The following is a 15,968-nucleotide window of genomic DNA, read 5'->3' on the forward strand; positions in this document are numbered from 1 at the left end:
TCAAAAACTATCCGACTTGGATGCGGGGCTTATTAAAGGATTCAACTCGGTTTCGTCAACCGCCTCTATCGCTTAGCTCGCTTTTTCGTGACCTTTTTGGCAGGCCTCGAAGTGGTCTTTTTTGCTGCCTTTTTGGCCTTGGCGGTTCCCCGCCCCTTGGCCAGCGAAGCGGCCTTACTAGCCGCCGTGGAAGCCGGTTTGGTGGCCTTACGGGCCGTTTTGACGGCCTTCTTGGCGGTTTTGGCGGCCTTTTTGCCCGTGAGCCCGGCAGTCTTCCTGGCGGCTCCCCTGGCCTTCCGGGCCGGCGCCGCCGCTCTGGGTTCCACCGCCCCGATCGCCGACAGGATCCGGTTGATCTCGCGGGTGACGTGCTCGATGGTCATCATCCCGTCGACCGTCAGGAGCTTCCGGCGCTCGGAATAATAGTGAATCAGCGGCTCGGTCAGCGAACGGTAGTTCGCCAGCCGCTTCGACAGCACTTCGGGGGTGTCGTCGATTCGCACTTCCTCGCCACGGGCCCGCATCTCGGCGACGCGCGTTTCGACGCGATCCAACAGCGCGCTCTCGTTGACGCGCAGTTCGACCACGGCGTCGAGCTTGATGTGCTTCTTCTTCAGCAGTTCATCGAGCGCGGCCGCCTGCGGCACCGTGCGGGGAAAGCCGTCGAGGATGAAACCGTTCTTCATGTCGGGCTGGTCGAGACGGTCGGAGATGATCCCGATCACGATCTCATCCGGCACCAGCGCACCGCTCGCCATGATGTCCTTGGCCTGCAGGCCGACCGGCGTTTGGGATGCGACCGCCGCGCGCAGCATCTCGCCGGTCGAAAGCTGGATGATGCCGTACTTCTGAACCAGCCGCTGTGCCTGGGTTCCCTTACCCGCACCCGGCGGACCCAAAAGGATCAATCTCATGACTTTTCGCCCCCCGGCTTGGTGAGCGAAACGCCGCACACCCTCTTATTGAAATTCAGACCGCAGCGTTTCCGCGAGATCAGCGGCGGCGGCCCCTCAGCTTGGATTTCCTGATCAGCCCCTCATACTGATGGGCCAGCAGATAGCCCTGCACCTGCGCCACCGTATCCATGGTCACGCTGACGACGATCAGGAGCGAGGTGCCGCCGAAATAGAACGGCACCGACGCGTAGGAAATCAGGATCTCGGGAATCAGACAGACGATCGCCAGATAGATCGCGCCGAGCACGGTAACGCGCGACAGCACGTAATCGATATATTCGGCAGTGCGCTCGCCCGGCCGGATGCCCGGGATGAAGCCGCCATGCTTCTTCAGATTGTCGGCGGTCTCGGTCGGGTTGAACACGATCGCGGTGTAGAAGAATGCGAAGAACACGATCAGGCCCAGGTAGAGGATCAGGAACAGCGGACGGCCGTGGCTGAGCTGGGTGTTGAGCCACTGGAACCATTCAGGGCCCTTGCCGGCGTTGAAATTCGCAACGGTGGCCGGCAGCAGCAACAGCGACGAGGCGAAGATCGGCGGGATCACGCCTGACGTGTTGAGCTTGAGCGGCAGATGCGAGGACTGGCCCTCGAACATCTTGTTGCCGACCTGTCGCTTCGGATACTGGATCAGAAGCCTGCGCTGCGCGCGCTCCATGAACACGATGAAGGCGATCACGGCGACCGCCATCACGATCACGACCAGGATCAGGGCGGTCGACAGCGCGCCCTGGCGTCCCAGTTCCAGCATGTTGGCCAGCGCCGAAGGCAGCTCGGCGACGATGCCGGCCAGAATGATCAGCGAAATGCCGTTGCCGATGCCGCGCGAGGTGATCTGCTCGCCGAGCCACATCAGAAACATGGTGCCGCCGGTCAGCGTGACCGTGGTGGAGATCAGGAAGAACATCCCGGGGTCGCTGACGACGTTGCCGGCGCCCTGAAGTCCGATCGCGATGCCGTAGGCCTGGAACGTGGCGAGAACCACCGTGAGGTAGCGGGTATACTGGTTCAGCGTCTTGCGTCCCGCCTCGCCTTCCTTTTTCAAGGCTTCGAGCTTGGGCGATACCGTCGTCAGGAGCTGGATGATGATCGATGCCGAGATGTACGGCATGATGTTCAGCGCGAAGATCGCCATGCGGTTGATACCGCCGCCGGCGAACATGTTGAACATGCCAAGAATGCCGCCGGCCTGCGACTTGAACACCTGCTCCCAGATCGCGGGATCGATGCCGGGCAGCGGGATATAGGTGCCGAGCCGATAAACAAGCAGCGCACCCAGCGTGAACCAGATGCGCTTCTTCAGTTCGTCGGCTTTCGCCAAGGCGCCGAAATTGAGGTTTGCCGCAAGTTGTTCTGCTGCTGAGACCATGTTCAGGCTTTCTCCCGCCGCCCCTCAAACCGCCGCCCCTCCCCTGGGGCGATCGGCAGACGCCGGACATTATTTGGTGCTCGGCTTCGATAAGTCCATTGCTCTCACGTGCGGATCGCCCGCGACAAAACGGGCGATGACGCAGATGTTACGCCGCCTCGCCTTCGTCCTTCTTGGCCGGGGCCAGGATCTTCACCGTGCCGCCGGCCTTCTCGACCGCCGCGACCGCCGATTTCGAGGCGCCATGCACCTCGATCGCGAGCTTGGCCTTGAGTTCGCCGCGGCCGAGCAGCCGCAGGCCGTCCTTGGCGCGACGGATCACGCCGGCCTTCACCAGCGATTCGACGGTGACGGTTTCCTTGGCGTCGACCAGCTTGGCGTCAATCGCCTCCTGCAGCCGGTCGAGATTGATCTCGGCGAAGTCGAGCCGGAAGATATTGTTGAAGCCGCGCTTCGGCAGGCGGCGATGCAGCGGCATCTGGCCGCCCTCGAAGCCCTTGATGCGCACGCCCGAACGCGCGGTCTGGCCCTTGCCGCCGCGGCCCGAAGTCTTGCCCTTGCCCGAACCGATGCCACGGCCGACGCGCATGCGCTTCTTGCGCGAGCCGGCGTTGTCGGCGATATCGCTGAGCTTCATCGTTAGTTTCCCTTATCCTTGGAGCATGATCTTAGCCGAAAACCGGTACCCACTTTTCGGGATCATGCTCCGATCTTACTTCTCGCCGACGACGCGGACGAGATGTTGAACCTTGGCGATCATGCCACGAATTGCAGGCGTATCCTGCAGCTCGGTGACACGACCGATCTTGTTGAGCTTGAGGCCGATCAGCGTCGCACGCTGCGAGTGGTGGCGGCGGATCGCGCTGCCGGTCTGCTCGACCTTGATCGTCTTTGCGGCCTTGGCCATCGTCTTAACTCCAAAGAGCGCTTGAAAATCGCGCCGGTTATTCAGCCACCACTTCGGCATCGCCGCCGACGCGGCGCGACTGCAGCGTGGACACCTTGATGTTGCGGCGCGCGGCCACCGAACGCGGCGAATCCTGATGCTTCAGCGCGTCGAAGGTGGCGCGAACCATGTTGTAGGGATTCGACGAGCCGATCGACTTCGCCACCACGTCCTGGATGCCGAGCGTTTCGAACACCGCGCGCATCGGGCCGCCGGCGATGATGCCGGTACCGGCCGGAGCGGCGCGCAGGTAGACGCGGCCGGCGCCGTGGCGGCCGGCGATGTCGTGATGCAGCGTGCGGCCTTCGCGCAGCGCGACGCGTGTCAGGTTACGCTTCGCCGACTCGGTCGCCTTGCGGATCGCCTCGGGAACTTCGCGCGCCTTGCCGTGGCCGAAACCGACCCGGCCCTTCTGGTCGCCGATCACGACCAGCGCCGCAAAGCCGAAGCGCTTGCCGCCCTTGACGACCTTCGCCACGCGATTGATGTGGACGAGCTTGTCGACGAACTCGCTGTCGCGCTCTTCGCGATCCCTGCTCCGTTCGCGTCCGCCGCGTTCGCGTTCACCTGCCATGGTGTTTTCCAATCTTTAGGGGAGTAATGCCCCTGTCCTCGTAATTATCCAAAACAGTTCGTTAGAAGCTCAGTCCGCTTTCGCGGGCCGCATCTGCGAGCGCCTTGACGCGCCCGTGATAGAGATACTGACCGCGATCGAACACCACTTCCTTGACGCCCTTCTGCACGGCGCGTTCCGCCAGCAACTTGCCGACGGCCTTGGCCGCATCGATGTTGGCGCCCGTATTGCCGCCATCGCGCATGGTCTTTTCCAGCGACGAGGCGGAAGCGAGCGTTTCGCCTTTCAGGTCGTCGATGACCTGGGCGTAGATATGCTTCGACGAACGGAACACCGACAGACGCGGACGTCCATTGGCGGACCGGCGCAGCGAGTTGCGCACGCGCTGCTTGCGCCGGGCATTCGTGACCTTGAGTGACATGACCGGCTCCGTTACTTCTTCTTGCCTTCCTTGCGGAAGATGAATTCGTTGGCGTACTTCACGCCCTTGCCCTTGTAGGGCTCCGGCGGACGGTAGGCGCGGATTTCCGCGGCGACCTGGCCGACGCGCTGGGAATCGGTGCCCGTGATCGTGATCTCGGTCGGCTTCGGCACCACGATGGTGATGCCTTCCGGGATCGCGTAGACGACGTCGTGGCTGTAGCCGAGCGCGAGCTGCAGGTTCTTGCCCTGCAGCGCAGCACGGTAACCGACGCCGGTGATCTCGAGCTTCTTCTCGAAACCCTTGGTGACACCCTCGACCAGGTTCGCGACCTGCGCGCGCGCAGTGCCGTACATCGCCTGCGCGCGGTTGGTCTTGAGCTTCGGTGCGACCTTGACCTCGCCGCTCTCGAACTTCACTTCGACGTCGTCATGCACGACGAACTGAAGCTGGCCCTTCGGCCCCTTCATCTTGACGGTCTGCCCCTCGACGGTCGCCGTCACACCGGACGGGATCGGAACGGGCCGTTTGCCAACACGTGACATGGCTCTAAATCCTTCCTCAGAACACCGTGAAGAGAATTTCGCCGCCCACATTCGCGTCACGCGCGGCGTGGTCAGCCATGATTCCCTTTGGGGTCGACAACACCGAAATACCGAGACCGTTGTTCACGCGCGGCAGGTTCTTCACCGAGGCGTAAACCCGACGGCCCGGCTTGGAGACCCGCTCGATCTCGCGAATGACGGGCTCGCCGTCGAAATATTTCAGCTCGATCTCGAGCTCGCTGCGGCCCGAAGCATGTTCGACGCTGGCGTAGCCGCGGATATAGCCTTCGGACTTCAGCACTTCGAGCACGCTGGCGCGCATCTTCGAGCCCGGGGTCGAAACCTTGGACTTCGAACGCATCTGCGCGTTGCGGATGCGGGTAATGAGATCGCTGATCGGATCGTGCGTTGACATCTTGACGACCCTCCTTACCAGCTCGACTTCACGAGCCCGGGAACCAGGCCCTTGGAGCCAAGTTCACGCAGCGCGATGCGGGAAAGCTTGTTCTTGCGGTAGTTCGAGCGCGGACGACCGGTCAGCTCGCAACGGTTGCGGATCCGCGTCGCCGACGAATTGCGCGGCATCTGGGCGAGCTTCAGCGTCGCCGCAAACCGCTCTTCCATCGGCCGGGTCTTGTCGGCGATGATCGCCTTCAACTTCGCACGCTGCGGGGCGGCGTTCTTCGTCATCCGCTTGCGCCGGTTGTTCTTCTCGATCGAACTCTTCTTTGCCATGCTTGGCTCCTGGGTTTCCGCGTTTGAGAGGCTTTAGTGGCTTCTCACTGCCGGAACGGGAAATTGAATGCGGTCAACAAGGCACGCGCCTCGTCGTCGGTCTTGGCCGTGGTGCAGACCGTGATGTCCATGCCGCGGGCTTCCGAAACCTTGTCGAAATCGATTTCGGGGAAAATGATGTGCTCCTTGAGGCCGAGCGAGTAATTGCCGCGACCATCGAAGCTCTTCGGGTTCAACCCGCGGAAGTCGCGCACGCGCGGCAGCGCCACGTTCACCAGGCGGTCGATGAATTCGTACATCTTGGCCTTGCGCAGCGTAACCTTGCAGCCGATCGGCTGGTTCTCACGCAGCTTGAAGGTCGCGATCGCGACGCGCGAATAGGTCACGACCGCCTTCTGGCCGGCGATCTGCGTCAGTTCGCCAGCCGCGGTCTCAGCCTTCTTGCGGTCGTTGACGGCATCGCCGACGCCCATGTTGAGCACGACCTTGTCCAGCCGCGGCACCTGCATGACGTTGGCATAGCCGAACTTTTCAGTCAGCTGGCCACGAATGCTCTTGTCATACTCCGCGCGCAGGCGCGGTGTGTAAGCGGTATCAGCCATCGATCTCTGCTCCCGAGCTCTTGGCAATGCGTACCTTCTTGCCATCAGCCTGAATCTTGAAGCCCACGCGGGTCGGCTTTCCGTCCTTGCCGACATAGGCGATGTTGGACAGGTGGATCGGCGACTCCTTGGAGATGATGCCGCCTTCCTGGTTCTGGGTCTGCTTCTGGTGACGCTTCACCAGGTTGACGCCGCGCACCAGCGCCTTGTTCTCGGCGGGGCGGACCTCGAATACTTCGCCGGTGCGGCCCTTGTCGCGGCCGTTCAGCACGATGACCTTGTCACCTTTCCGGATCTTGGCAGCCATCACAGCACCTCCGGCGCAAGCGAGATGATTTTCATGTGGTTCTTGGCGCGCAGCTCGCGCGGCACGGGCCCGAAGATACGGGTGCCGACCGGCTCCGACTGATTGTTGATCAATACGGCGGCGTTGCGGTCAAAGCGGATGACCGAGCCGTCGGCGCGGCGGATGTCCTTGCGGACCCGGACCACGACGGCCTTCATCACGTCGCCCTTCTTCACCTTGCCGCGCGGAATCGCTTCCTTGATCGACACGACGATAACGTCGCCCACGGTGGCATAGCGGCGCTTGGAGCCCCCGAGCACCTTGATGCACATGACACGGCGTGCGCCTGAATTGTCGGCCACGTCGAGGTTGGTCTGCATCTGAATCATTGATGCACCTCGTCCTCTTTCTGTTGCGCTCGAATTAGCGCCTAAAATTTTTCCTGATTACCCGTCCGGCCAAGCCGAACGAACTCAGGCGGTTTTCTTCTGCTCGCCCCGGACCACGGTCCAGCGCTTCAACTTGGAGATCGGCTTGCTCTCCTCGATCCACACCATGTCGCCCGGCTTGAACTCGCTGTTCTCGTCGTGCGCGTGGTAGTTCTTGGAGCGGCGGATCGTCTTCTTGTAGATCGGATGGGTGAAGCGGCGATCGACGCGCACCACCACCGTCTTGGCTTGCTTGTCGCTCACGACCACGCCCTGAAGGGTACGTTTCGGCATAATAAGGCCTCTTACTTCTTCTTCGCGCGCGTTTGCGCGGCGATGGTCTTGATGCGGGCGATGTCGCGGCGGGCTTCGCGCAGCCGCGAGGTGTTCTCCAGCTGCCCGGTGGCGCGCTGGAAACGCAGATTGAAACGCTCCTTCTTCAGATTGAGGACGGCGTCCTCTCTCTGGTCGTCGCTCATCGCGCGGATGTCTTCAACTTTCATCGGGGCCATGACGTTACTCCGCAATGCGCGCGACGAAGCGCGTCTTGATCGGCAGCTTGGCGGCGGCAAGCGAGAGCGCCTCCTTGGCGGTCTGCACCGTGACGCCGTCGATCTCGAAAATCACGCGGCCGGGCTTGACCCGCGCCACCCACAATTCCGGCGTACCCTTGCCCGAGCCCATGCGGACTTCGGCGGGCTTCTTCGACACCGGCAGGTCCGGAAACACGCGGATCCAGACGCGGCCGGCGCGCTTCATGTGGCGGGTCAGCGCGCGGCGCGCGGCTTCGATCTGGCGGGCGGTGATGCGCTCGGGCGCCATCGCCTTCAGACCGAATTGACCGAACGACAACGTCGCACCCGAAGTCGCAACGCCGTGGATACGGCCCTTATGCGCCTTCCGGAACTTCGTTTTCTTTGGTTGCATCATGGCTTTAAGCCCTCAAACCTTCTTCTGATGTCTCACGCTGCGTCGCGGCGCGGACGTGCGGTGTCGCCTTCGGCCATCTTCTTGTCCTGGGCCATCGGATCGTGCTCGAGGATCTCACCCTTGAAGATCCAGACCTTGACGCCGCAGGTGCCGAACGTGGTGAACGCGGTCGCCACGCCGTAATCGACGTCGGCGCGCAGCGTGTGCAACGGCACGCGGCCTTCGCGGTACCACTCCATGCGCGCGATTTCGGCGCCGCCGAGACGGCCCGAGCAATTGATACGAATGCCTTCGGCGCCGAGACGCATCGCCGACTGCACCGCCCGCTTCATGGCGCGGCGGAAAGCGACGCGGCGCTCGAGCTGCTGGGCGATCGATTCGGCGACCAGGGTAGCGTCGAGCTCCGGCTTGCGGATTTCGACGATGTTGATGACGACGTCGGAAGCCGTGATGTCGGCAACCCGCTTGCGCAGCTTGTCGATGTCGGCGCCCTTCTTGCCGATCACCACACCCGGACGCGCCGAGTGGATCGTCACGCGGCACTTCTTGTGCGGACGCTCGATCACGATGCGGGCGACGGCCGCCTGCTTGAGTTCCTTGTGCAGGATCTCGCGGATCTTGACGTCTTCATGCAACAGCTTGCCGTATTCGTTCTTGCCGGCGAACCAACGGGAATCCCACGTGCGGTTGATGCCGAGACGCAGTCCGATTGGATTGATCTTTTGACCCATCGTTTTCTCCCGCGCCGCTTTAAGCGCTTGCCTCGGCCTCGACCTGACGAACCACAATGGTCAGGTGCGAGAACGGTTTATAGATACGCCCCGAACGGCCGCGGCCGCGCGGTGAAAAACGCTTCATCACGATGCCGTTGCCAACATGCGCCTCGGCGACGACGAGATCGTCGACCTCGAGGTCGTGGTTGTTCTCGGCGTTCGCGATCGCCGATTCCAGGCACTTCTTGACGTCGACCGCGATCCGCTTGCGCGAGAACTGCAAATCGGCGAGCGCAGCCGAAGCCTTCCGGCCGCGGATCAGCTGCGCGACAAGATTGAGCTTCTGCGGGCTGACGCGCAGCATCCGGGCAACTGCCTTGGCCTCGTTGTCCGCGAGGACACGTTCGCGCTTTGGTTTGCTCATCGTCTATTCCTCAAGCCTTCTTGGCTTTCTTGTCGCCAGAATGGCCATGGAAGGTACGGGTCGGCGAGAACTCGCCGAACTTGTGACCCACCATTTCCTCGTTGATCGATACCGGCACATGCTTCTGGCCGTTGTAGACACCGAACGTCAGGCCGACGAATTGCGGCAGGATAGTCGAGCGGCGGCTCCAGATCTTGATGACGTCGTGACGGCCCGACGCGCGCGCAGCATCTGCCTTCTTGAGCAGAGAGGCTTCGACGAACGGGCCTTTCCAGACTGAACGTACCATGTCCGGCGTTCCTTACTTCTTCCGCTTGTGGCGGCTTAGGAGGATGAATCGATTGGTCGATTTGTTCGAACGGGTCTTCTTGCCCTTGGTCGGCTTGCCCCACGGGGTGACCGGGTGGCGGCCGCCCGAGGTGCGGCCTTCGCCGCCGCCGTGCGGATGGTCGATCGGGTTCATGACGACGCCGCGGTTATGCGGACGCCAGCCGAGCCAGCGGGTACGACCGGCCTTGCCGATCGAGATGTTCATGTGATCGGGGTTTGACACCGCACCGATGGTGCCGCGGCAACGACCGTGCACCAGGCGCTGCTCGCCCGAGTTCAGGCGCAGAATGACGTAGTCCTGGTCGCGACCGACGATCTGGGCGTAGGTGCCGGCCGAACGTGCGATCTGGCCGCCCTTCCCGATCTTCATCTCGATGTTGTGGATGATGGTGCCGACCGGCATGTTGCCCATCGGCATGACATTGCCGGGCTTGACGTCGACATAGTTGCCGGCAACCACGGTGTCGCCCGCAGCCAGACGCTGCGGCGCCAGGATGTAGGCCTGCTCGCCGTCCTGATACTTGATCAGCGCGATGAACGCGGTGCGGTTCGGATCGTACTCCAGCCGTTCGACGACGGCGGGAACGTCGACCTTGTTCCGCTTGAAGTCCACCAGGCGGTAGGACTTCTTGTGGCCGCCGCCGCGGAAACGCACGGTGATGCGGCCGGTGTTGTTGCGGCCGCCGTTGCCGAGCTTGCCCTCGGTCAGCGCCTTCACCGGCTTGCCCTTGTAGAGCGCCGAACGGTCGACCATCACCAGCTGGCGCTGGCCCGGCGTCGTCGGATTGTATGTTTTCAATGCCATCGCTGTGTCGCCTTATAGTCCGGTAGTGACGTCGATGCGGTGGCCCTCTTCGAGGGTCACGACAGCCCGCTTCACGTCCGACTGCGAACCGAAATTGCCGCGGAACACCTTGGTCTTGCCCTTGCGGACCAGCGTGTTCACGCGCTTCACCTTGACGTCGAACAGCTTTTCGACGGCTTCCTTGATTTGCGGCTTGGTCGCCTTGCTGGCGACCTTGAACACCACCTTGTTGTGCTCGGAGGCAACCGTCGCCTTTTCGGTGACGACGGGTGCGACGATCACGTCGTAATGGCGCGGATCGATATTCTTCATTTGAAGCGCGCCTCCAGCGCATCGACTGCCGCCTTCGTCAGCACGAGCTTCTGACGACGCAGAATGTCATAGACGTTGATGCCCTGGATCGGCAGCACGTCGATATTCGGAATGTTGCGCGCAGCGGTCGCGAAACCGGCATGCACCTCGGCGCCGTCGATGATCAGCGCATTGGTCAGGCCCAACCCTGAGAAATGACCGACCAGCGCCTTGGTCTTGGCGTCCTTGACCTGCGCATTGTCGATCACGATCAGGCCGCCGTCCTTGGCCTTCGCCGACAAGGCATGCTTGAGCGCCAGCGCGCGCACCTTCTTCGGCAGGTCGGTCGCGTGCGAGCGAACCACCGGACCGAACGCACGGCCACCGCCGCGGAACTGCGGCACGCGGGCCGAGCCGTGACGGGCGCCGCCGGTGCCCTTCTGCTTGTACATCTTCTTGCCGGTGCGCCAGACGTCGGCGCGGCCCTGCGTCTTGTGCGTTCCGGCCTGGCGCTTGTTGAGCTGCCATTGCACGCAACGCTGGATGATGTCGGCGCGCGGCTCGAGACCGAAGATCGCGTCCGACAGCTGTACCGATCCAGCTTCCTTACCTTCAAGGGTCGTGACTTTCAGTTCCATCTCACGCGCCCTCCTGCTCGGCCGGAGCCTGAGCCTGCTCACCGCCGGCGACCTTGAACTTGCCGGGCTTCGGAGCTTCCTTCGGCAGCGGCTTCTTGACGGCGTCGCGCACCGAGATCCAGCCGCCCTTGGAGCCGGGAACGGCGCCTTCGACGAGGATCAGGCCGCGCTCGACGTCGGTCTGCACCACACGCAGATTGAGCGTGGTGATGCGATCGACACCCATGTGACCGGGCATCTTCTTGTTCTTGAAGGTCTTGCCGGGATCCTGACGTCCGCCGGTCGAACCGATCGAACGATGCGAAACCGACACACCGTGGGTGGCGCGCAGACCGCCGAAATTCCAGCGCTTCATGCCGCCGGCAAAACCCTTACCGACCGAGGTGCCGGTGACGTCGACGAACTGGCCGACCACGAAATGGTCCGCCTGAATCTCGGCGCCGACCGGGATCAGCGCGTCCTCGGACACGCGGAACTCGGTGACCTTCCGCTTGGGCTCGACCTTGGCGACCGCAAACTGGCCGCGCTCTGCCTTCGGCAGATAGACGGTTTTGCGGGTACCCGAACCGAGCTGCAGCGCAACATAACCGTTCTTCTCGGTCGTGCGGTGGCCCAGCACCTGGCAATTGCCCAGCTTCAGCACGGTCACAGGGATATGTTCGCCGGTCTCCGTAAAGACCCGCGTCATCCCGACCTTTTGTGCGATCACTCCGGAGCGCATCGGCGTGCTTCCTGTTCTTTCTGTCCGCTAACTTCGGACGATCCTGAAAATCTTAGAGCTTGATCTCGACGTCGACACCGGCGGCCAGATCGAGCTTCATCAAAGCATCGACGGTCTGCGGGGTCGGATCGACGATGTCGAGAAGGCGCTTGTGGGTGCGCATCTCGAATTGCTCGCGGCTCTTCTTGTCGACGTGCGGTGAACGGTTGACGGTGAACTTCTCGATGCGGGTGGGCAGCGGAATGGGTCCGCGAACCTGGGCACCGGTACGTTTCGCCGTGTTCACGATCTCGCGGGTCGACGTATCGAGGATACGATGGTCGAACGCCTTGAGACGGATGCGAATATTTTGGCCGTTCATTGCCGTTGTCTCTTTCTTCGTCGCTTGATGCGAGTAGTGAGCGGCGAATAGCGAATGAAACCATTCGCTATCCGCTTTTCGTTTTCTCTTTACTCGATGATGGAGGCGACGACGCCGGCGCCGACGGTGCGGCCGCCTTCACGGATCGCGAAGCGCAGCTTTTCTTCCATCGCGATCGGCACGATCAGGTGCACTTCCATCGCGATGTTGTCGCCCGGCATCACCATTTCGGTGCCTTCGGGCAGATGCACGACGCCGGTCACGTCGGTGGTGCGGAAGTAGAACTGGGGCCGGTAGTTGGTGAAGAACGGGGTGTGACGACCGCCCTCTTCCTTGGTCAGGATGTAGGCCTCAGCCTTGAACTTGGTGTGCGGCTTGACCGAACCGGGCTTGCACAGCACCTGGCCACGCTCGACTTCCTCGCGCTTGGTGCCACGGAGCAGCGCACCGATGTTGTCGCCGGCCTGGCCCTGATCGAGCAGCTTGCGGAACATTTCGACGCCGGTGACGATGGTCTTCTGGGTGTCGCGCAGACCGACGATTTCGATTTCCTCGCCGACCTTGACGATGCCGCGCTCGACGCGACCGGTCACAACGGTGCCGCGGCCCGAGATCGAGAACACGTCTTCGACCGGCATCAGGAACGGCTGATCGATCGGACGCTCCGGCTGCGGAATGTAGGAGTCGACGTTCTTCATCAGCTCGAGGATGGCGTCGTGACCGAGCGCCTTGTCCTTGTCTTCAAGAGCGGCGAGCGCCGAGCCCTTGATGATCGGGATGGTGTCGCCCGGGAATTCGTACTTCGAAAGCAGTTCGCGGACTTCGAGCTCGACGAGCTCGAGCAGTTCCGGATCGTCGACCATGTCGCACTTGTTCAGGAACACGACCAGCGCGGGAACGCCGACCTGACGGGCGAGCAGGATGTGCTCGCGGGTCTGCGGCATCGGGCCGTCGGCGGCCGACACGACCAGGATCGCGCCATCCATCTGGGCTGCGCCGGTGATCATGTTCTTCACGTAGTCGGCGTGGCCCGGACAGTCGACGTGGGCGTAGTGCCGGTTGGTGGTTTCGTATTCGACGTGGGCGGTCGAGATCGTGATGCCGCGCGCCTTCTCTTCCGGCGCCTTGTCGATCTGGTCGTACGCCGTGAACGTCGCACCGCCGGTTTCAGCCAGCACCTTGGTGATCGCTGCGGTCAGCGATGTCTTGCCATGGTCGACGTGACCGATGGTTCCGATATTGCAGTGCGGTTTATTACGTTCAAACTTTGCTTTGGCCATTTGACTCTCCGTTCAGTCGTTAGCTTTGAACCAACGACAATCAGGCAAACTTCTTCTGGACTTCTGCCGACACGTTCGCCGGCGCTTCAGCGTAGTGATCGAATTGCATCGTAAAGGTCGCGCGTCCCTGGCTCATCGAGCGCAGGTTATTCACGTACCCGAACATGTTCATGAGCGGCACCATCGCGTTGATGACGTTGGCGTTGCCGCGCATGTCCTGGCCCTGGATCTGGCCGCGCCGCGAATTCAGATCGCCGATGACCGAACCGGTATAGTCTTCCGGGGTCACCACCTCGACCTTCATGATCGGCTCGAGCAGAACGGACTTGCCCTTCTGCAGCGCTTCGCGGAATGCCGCGCGCGATGCGATTTCGAAGGCCAGAGCCGAAGAGTCGACGTCGTGATACTTGCCGTCGACCAGCTGGACCTTGACGTCCACCACCGGGAAGCCGGCGACCACGCCCGAGCCCATCACGCTGTTGAGGCCCTTTTCGACGCCAGGGATGTATTCCTTCGGCACCGCGCCGCCGACGATCTTCGATTCGAACTCGTAGCCCTTGCCGGGCTCGTTCGGCTCGACGATGATCGACACTTCGGCGAACTGACCGGTACCGCCGGTCTGCTTCTTGTGCGTGTACTTGACTTCCGCGCGCTTGGTGACCCGCTCGCGGAACGCCACCTGCGGCGCGCCGATGTTGGCGTCCACCTTGTAGGTACGGCGGAGGATGTCGACCTTGATGTCGAGATGGAGTTCGCCCATGCCCTTGAGAATGGTCTGGCCGGACTCCTGGTCGGTCGACACACGGAACGACGGATCTTCGGCGGCGAGCTTCGCCAGCGCCACGCCGAGCTTTTCCTGGTCGGCCTTCGACTTCGGCTCGATCGCGATCTCGATCACCGGCTCCGGGAATTCCATCTTTTCGAGGATCACCTGCTTGTCGGGATCGCACAGCGTGTCACCGGTGCGCGCTTCCTTCAGGCCCGCCAACGCGACGATGTCGCCGGCATAGGCTTCCTTGATGTCTTCGCGGTTGTTCGCATGCATCAAAAGCATACGGCCGATACGCTCTTTCTTTTCGCGGGTCGAGTTCACGACGCCGGTGCCGCTCTGCAGGATGCCCGAATAGATGCGGCAGAAGGTGATGGTGCCGACGAACGGGTCGTCCATGATCTTGAACGCGAGCAGAGCCAGCGGCTCCTTGTCGTCGGCCTTGCGCACCACTTCATTGCCATCGTCGTCGGTGCCCTTGATCGCGGGTACGTCGACCGGCGACGGCAGATAGTCGACAACGGCGTCGAGCAGCGGCTGCACGCCCTTGTTCTTGAAGGCCGAGCCGCACAGCACGGGATAGAAGGCGCCGGTCAGCACGGCTTTACGGATCAGCCGCTTCAGCGTCGCTTCATCCGGCTCGTTGCCGTCGAGATAGGCGGCCATCGCGCCGTCGTCGAGCTCGACGGCGGCTTCGATCATCTTCTCGCGGTATTCCTTGGCCTGGTCGACCATGTCGGCCGGGATATCGACGTAGTCGAACTTCGCGCCGAGCGATTCATCGTTCCAGATGATGCCCTTCATGACGACGAGGTCGACGAGGCCCTTGAAATTGTTCTCGGCACCGATCGGAAGCTGGATCGCGATCGGCTTGGCGCCGAGGCGGTCAACGATGTCGGCGAGACACTTGAAGAAGTCCGCGCCGGTCTTGTCCATCTTGTTGGCGAAGACGATGCGCGGAACCCTGTACTTGTCGCCCTGGCGCCAGACGGTCTCGGTCTGCGGTTCGACGCCCTGGTTGGAATCGAGCACGCATACGGCGCCGTCGAGCACGCGCAGCGAACGCTCGACTTCGATGGTGAAGTCGACGTGGCCGGGGGTGTCGATGATGTTCAGGCGCTTGCCGTTCCAGAACGCGGTGGTCGCAGCGGAGGTGATCGTGATGCCACGCTCCTGCTCCTGCTCCATCCAGTCCATCGTCGCGGCACCTTCGTGCACTTCGCCGATCTTGTGGCTCTTGCCGGTGTAATAGAGGATGCGTTCGGTGGTCGTGGTCTTACCGGCATCGATATGCGCCATGATACCGAAGTTGCGGTAGTTCTCTATGGCATGAACGCGGGGCATGGGCTGTTCCTTAAATCCGTTCTTCGCCGTTACCAGCGATAATGCGAGAAGGCACGGTTGGCTTCCGCCATCCGGTGCACGTCTTCACGCTTCTTGACGGCGTTACCCCGGTTATTCGATGCGTCGAGCAGCTCGGCCGAAAGCCGCTCCGTCATCGTCTTTTCGTTGCGATCGCGCGCTGCCGTGATGATCCAGCGAATGCCCAGCGCCTGGCGGCGAACCGAGCGCACTTCGACCGGCACCTGGTAGGTGGCGCCGCCGACGCGGCGCGAGCGCACTTCGATGGTCGGCATGACGTTTTCGAGCGCCTGCTCGAACACCGGCAGCGGGCCCTGCTTGGTCTTGGTTTCGATCATGGCGAGCGCGCCGTAGACGATGCTCTCGGCGGCAGATTTCTTGCCGTCGTACATGATCGAGTTCATGAACTTCGTGATGATGACGTTCCCGAACTTCGGATCCGGGTTCACTTCACGCTTTTCAGCAGAATGGCGACGAGACAT

26 protein-coding genes are annotated in these 15,968 nt (G+C 62.3%); all 26 read right to left on the bottom strand.

The features are described from left to right. Nucleotides 1-65 precede the first annotated feature (65 nt). Nucleotides 66-914 (bottom strand): adenylate kinase, encoded by an 849-nt coding sequence (locus V1294_RS26000; RefSeq protein ID WP_334501115.1) that lies wholly within the window; start codon nt 912-914, stop codon nt 66-68. A 79-nt stretch (nt 915-993) separates the two neighbouring features. Then, entirely contained in the window at nt 994-2,325 is a 1,332-nt protein-coding gene (secY, locus tag V1294_RS26005; protein WP_334479530.1) for a preprotein translocase subunit SecY, read from the bottom strand. 148 nt (nt 2,326-2,473) lie between these two features. Next, nucleotides 2,474-2,962 carry a 50S ribosomal protein L15 gene (gene rplO / locus V1294_RS26010; RefSeq protein WP_108518109.1) on the bottom strand — a complete coding sequence of 163 codons (489 nt, stop codon included), beginning with the start codon at nt 2,960-2,962 and terminating at the stop codon, nt 2,474-2,476. Nucleotides 2,963-3,037: 75 nt separating this feature from the next. Continuing rightward, nucleotides 3,038-3,232, bottom strand: a complete 195-nt coding sequence (gene rpmD / locus V1294_RS26015) for a 50S ribosomal protein L30 (RefSeq protein ID WP_057849116.1) — start codon at nt 3,230-3,232, stop codon at nt 3,038-3,040. Nucleotides 3,233-3,269: 37 nt separating this feature from the next. After that, nucleotides 3,270-3,845 carry a 30S ribosomal protein S5 gene (gene rpsE / locus V1294_RS26020; RefSeq protein WP_028349043.1) on the bottom strand — a complete coding sequence of 192 codons (576 nt, stop codon included), beginning with the start codon at nt 3,843-3,845 and terminating at the stop codon, nt 3,270-3,272. Nucleotides 3,846-3,906: 61 nt separating this feature from the next. After that, nucleotides 3,907-4,266: a 50S ribosomal protein L18 gene (gene rplR / locus V1294_RS26025; RefSeq protein WP_247515609.1), complete on the bottom strand. Its 360-nt coding sequence runs from the start codon at nt 4,264-4,266 to the stop codon at nt 3,907-3,909. Between the two features lie 11 nt (nt 4,267-4,277). Next, nucleotides 4,278-4,811, bottom strand: a complete 534-nt coding sequence (gene rplF / locus V1294_RS26030; RefSeq protein ID WP_334479523.1) for a 50S ribosomal protein L6 — start codon at nt 4,809-4,811, stop codon at nt 4,278-4,280. A gap of 16 nt (nt 4,812-4,827) precedes the next feature. Next, the gene (gene rpsH, locus V1294_RS26035) at nt 4,828-5,226 is read right to left on the bottom strand and encodes a 30S ribosomal protein S8 (protein ID WP_057834252.1); all 399 of its coding nucleotides are present in this window, start codon (nt 5,224-5,226) and stop codon (nt 4,828-4,830) included. A 14-nt stretch (nt 5,227-5,240) separates the two neighbouring features. Continuing rightward, nucleotides 5,241-5,546, bottom strand: a complete 306-nt coding sequence (gene rpsN, locus V1294_RS26040; protein ID WP_025588640.1) for a 30S ribosomal protein S14 — start codon at nt 5,544-5,546, stop codon at nt 5,241-5,243. 44 nt (nt 5,547-5,590) lie between these two features. After that, nucleotides 5,591-6,148 carry a 50S ribosomal protein L5 gene (gene rplE / locus V1294_RS26045; RefSeq protein WP_334479521.1) on the bottom strand — a complete coding sequence of 186 codons (558 nt, stop codon included), beginning with the start codon at nt 6,146-6,148 and terminating at the stop codon, nt 5,591-5,593. Continuing rightward, nucleotides 6,141-6,455 carry a 50S ribosomal protein L24 gene (gene rplX / locus V1294_RS26050; RefSeq protein WP_108518098.1) on the bottom strand — a complete coding sequence of 105 codons (315 nt, stop codon included), beginning with the start codon at nt 6,453-6,455 and terminating at the stop codon, nt 6,141-6,143. The genes rplE and rplX overlap by 8 nt, the downstream gene beginning before the upstream one ends. Continuing rightward, nucleotides 6,455-6,823, bottom strand: coding sequence for a 50S ribosomal protein L14 (gene rplN / locus V1294_RS26055; protein ID WP_011473865.1), 369 nt, complete (start codon nt 6,821-6,823; stop codon nt 6,455-6,457). The genes rplX and rplN overlap by 1 nt, the downstream gene beginning before the upstream one ends. An 84-nt stretch (nt 6,824-6,907) precedes the next feature. Next, nucleotides 6,908-7,156: a 30S ribosomal protein S17 gene (gene rpsQ, locus V1294_RS26060; RefSeq protein ID WP_057843583.1), complete on the bottom strand. Its 249-nt coding sequence runs from the start codon at nt 7,154-7,156 to the stop codon at nt 6,908-6,910. A gap of 11 nt (nt 7,157-7,167) precedes the next feature. Then, nucleotides 7,168-7,374, bottom strand: a complete 207-nt coding sequence (gene rpmC, locus V1294_RS26065) for a 50S ribosomal protein L29 (RefSeq protein ID WP_108518096.1) — start codon at nt 7,372-7,374, stop codon at nt 7,168-7,170. 4 nt (nt 7,375-7,378) lie between these two features. Next, the gene (gene rplP, locus V1294_RS26070) at nt 7,379-7,792 is read right to left on the bottom strand and encodes a 50S ribosomal protein L16 (protein WP_025588649.1); all 414 of its coding nucleotides are present in this window, start codon (nt 7,790-7,792) and stop codon (nt 7,379-7,381) included. A gap of 32 nt (nt 7,793-7,824) precedes the next feature. Continuing rightward, the gene (rpsC, locus tag V1294_RS26075; protein WP_108518094.1) at nt 7,825-8,523 is read right to left on the bottom strand and encodes a 30S ribosomal protein S3; all 699 of its coding nucleotides are present in this window, start codon (nt 8,521-8,523) and stop codon (nt 7,825-7,827) included. 19 nt (nt 8,524-8,542) lie between these two features. Beyond that, a complete protein-coding gene (rplV, locus tag V1294_RS26080; protein WP_247515603.1) occupies nt 8,543-8,929 on the bottom strand; it encodes a 50S ribosomal protein L22 in 387 nt (128 codons plus the stop codon). Between the two features lie 10 nt (nt 8,930-8,939). Further along, nucleotides 8,940-9,218: a 30S ribosomal protein S19 gene (rpsS, locus tag V1294_RS26085; protein ID WP_247515602.1), complete on the bottom strand. Its 279-nt coding sequence runs from the start codon at nt 9,216-9,218 to the stop codon at nt 8,940-8,942. Nucleotides 9,219-9,230: 12 nt separating this feature from the next. After that, entirely contained in the window at nt 9,231-10,064 is an 834-nt protein-coding gene (rplB, locus tag V1294_RS26090) for a 50S ribosomal protein L2 (protein WP_334479517.1), read from the bottom strand. Between the two features lie 12 nt (nt 10,065-10,076). Further along, nucleotides 10,077-10,376 (bottom strand): 50S ribosomal protein L23, encoded by a 300-nt coding sequence (locus V1294_RS26095; RefSeq protein WP_057849127.1) that lies wholly within the window; start codon nt 10,374-10,376, stop codon nt 10,077-10,079. Beyond that, nucleotides 10,373-10,993, bottom strand: a complete 621-nt coding sequence (rplD, locus tag V1294_RS26100; protein WP_108518082.1) for a 50S ribosomal protein L4 — start codon at nt 10,991-10,993, stop codon at nt 10,373-10,375. Before rplD ends, V1294_RS26095 begins: the two co-directional genes overlap by 4 nt. A gap of 1 nt (nt 10,994) precedes the next feature. Beyond that, entirely contained in the window at nt 10,995-11,714 is a 720-nt protein-coding gene (rplC, locus tag V1294_RS26105; RefSeq protein ID WP_108518080.1) for a 50S ribosomal protein L3, read from the bottom strand. A 52-nt stretch (nt 11,715-11,766) separates the two neighbouring features. Then, nucleotides 11,767-12,075: a 30S ribosomal protein S10 gene (gene rpsJ, locus V1294_RS26110; RefSeq protein WP_002712302.1), complete on the bottom strand. Its 309-nt coding sequence runs from the start codon at nt 12,073-12,075 to the stop codon at nt 11,767-11,769. An 89-nt stretch (nt 12,076-12,164) separates the two neighbouring features. Continuing rightward, nucleotides 12,165-13,355 carry an elongation factor Tu gene (gene tuf, locus V1294_RS26115; RefSeq protein WP_334479514.1) on the bottom strand — a complete coding sequence of 397 codons (1,191 nt, stop codon included), beginning with the start codon at nt 13,353-13,355 and terminating at the stop codon, nt 12,165-12,167. A 40-nt stretch (nt 13,356-13,395) separates the two neighbouring features. Further along, nucleotides 13,396-15,468 carry an elongation factor G gene (fusA, locus tag V1294_RS26120; protein WP_334501118.1) on the bottom strand — a complete coding sequence of 691 codons (2,073 nt, stop codon included), beginning with the start codon at nt 15,466-15,468 and terminating at the stop codon, nt 13,396-13,398. 29 nt (nt 15,469-15,497) lie between these two features. Continuing rightward, nucleotides 15,498-15,968: a 30S ribosomal protein S7 gene (gene rpsG / locus V1294_RS26125; protein WP_108518073.1), complete on the bottom strand. Its 471-nt coding sequence runs from the start codon at nt 15,966-15,968 to the stop codon at nt 15,498-15,500.

Source organism: Bradyrhizobium sp. AZCC 1678, from assembly GCF_036924765.1.
Classification (GTDB): Bacteria; Pseudomonadota; Alphaproteobacteria; order Rhizobiales; family Xanthobacteraceae; genus Bradyrhizobium; species Bradyrhizobium algeriense.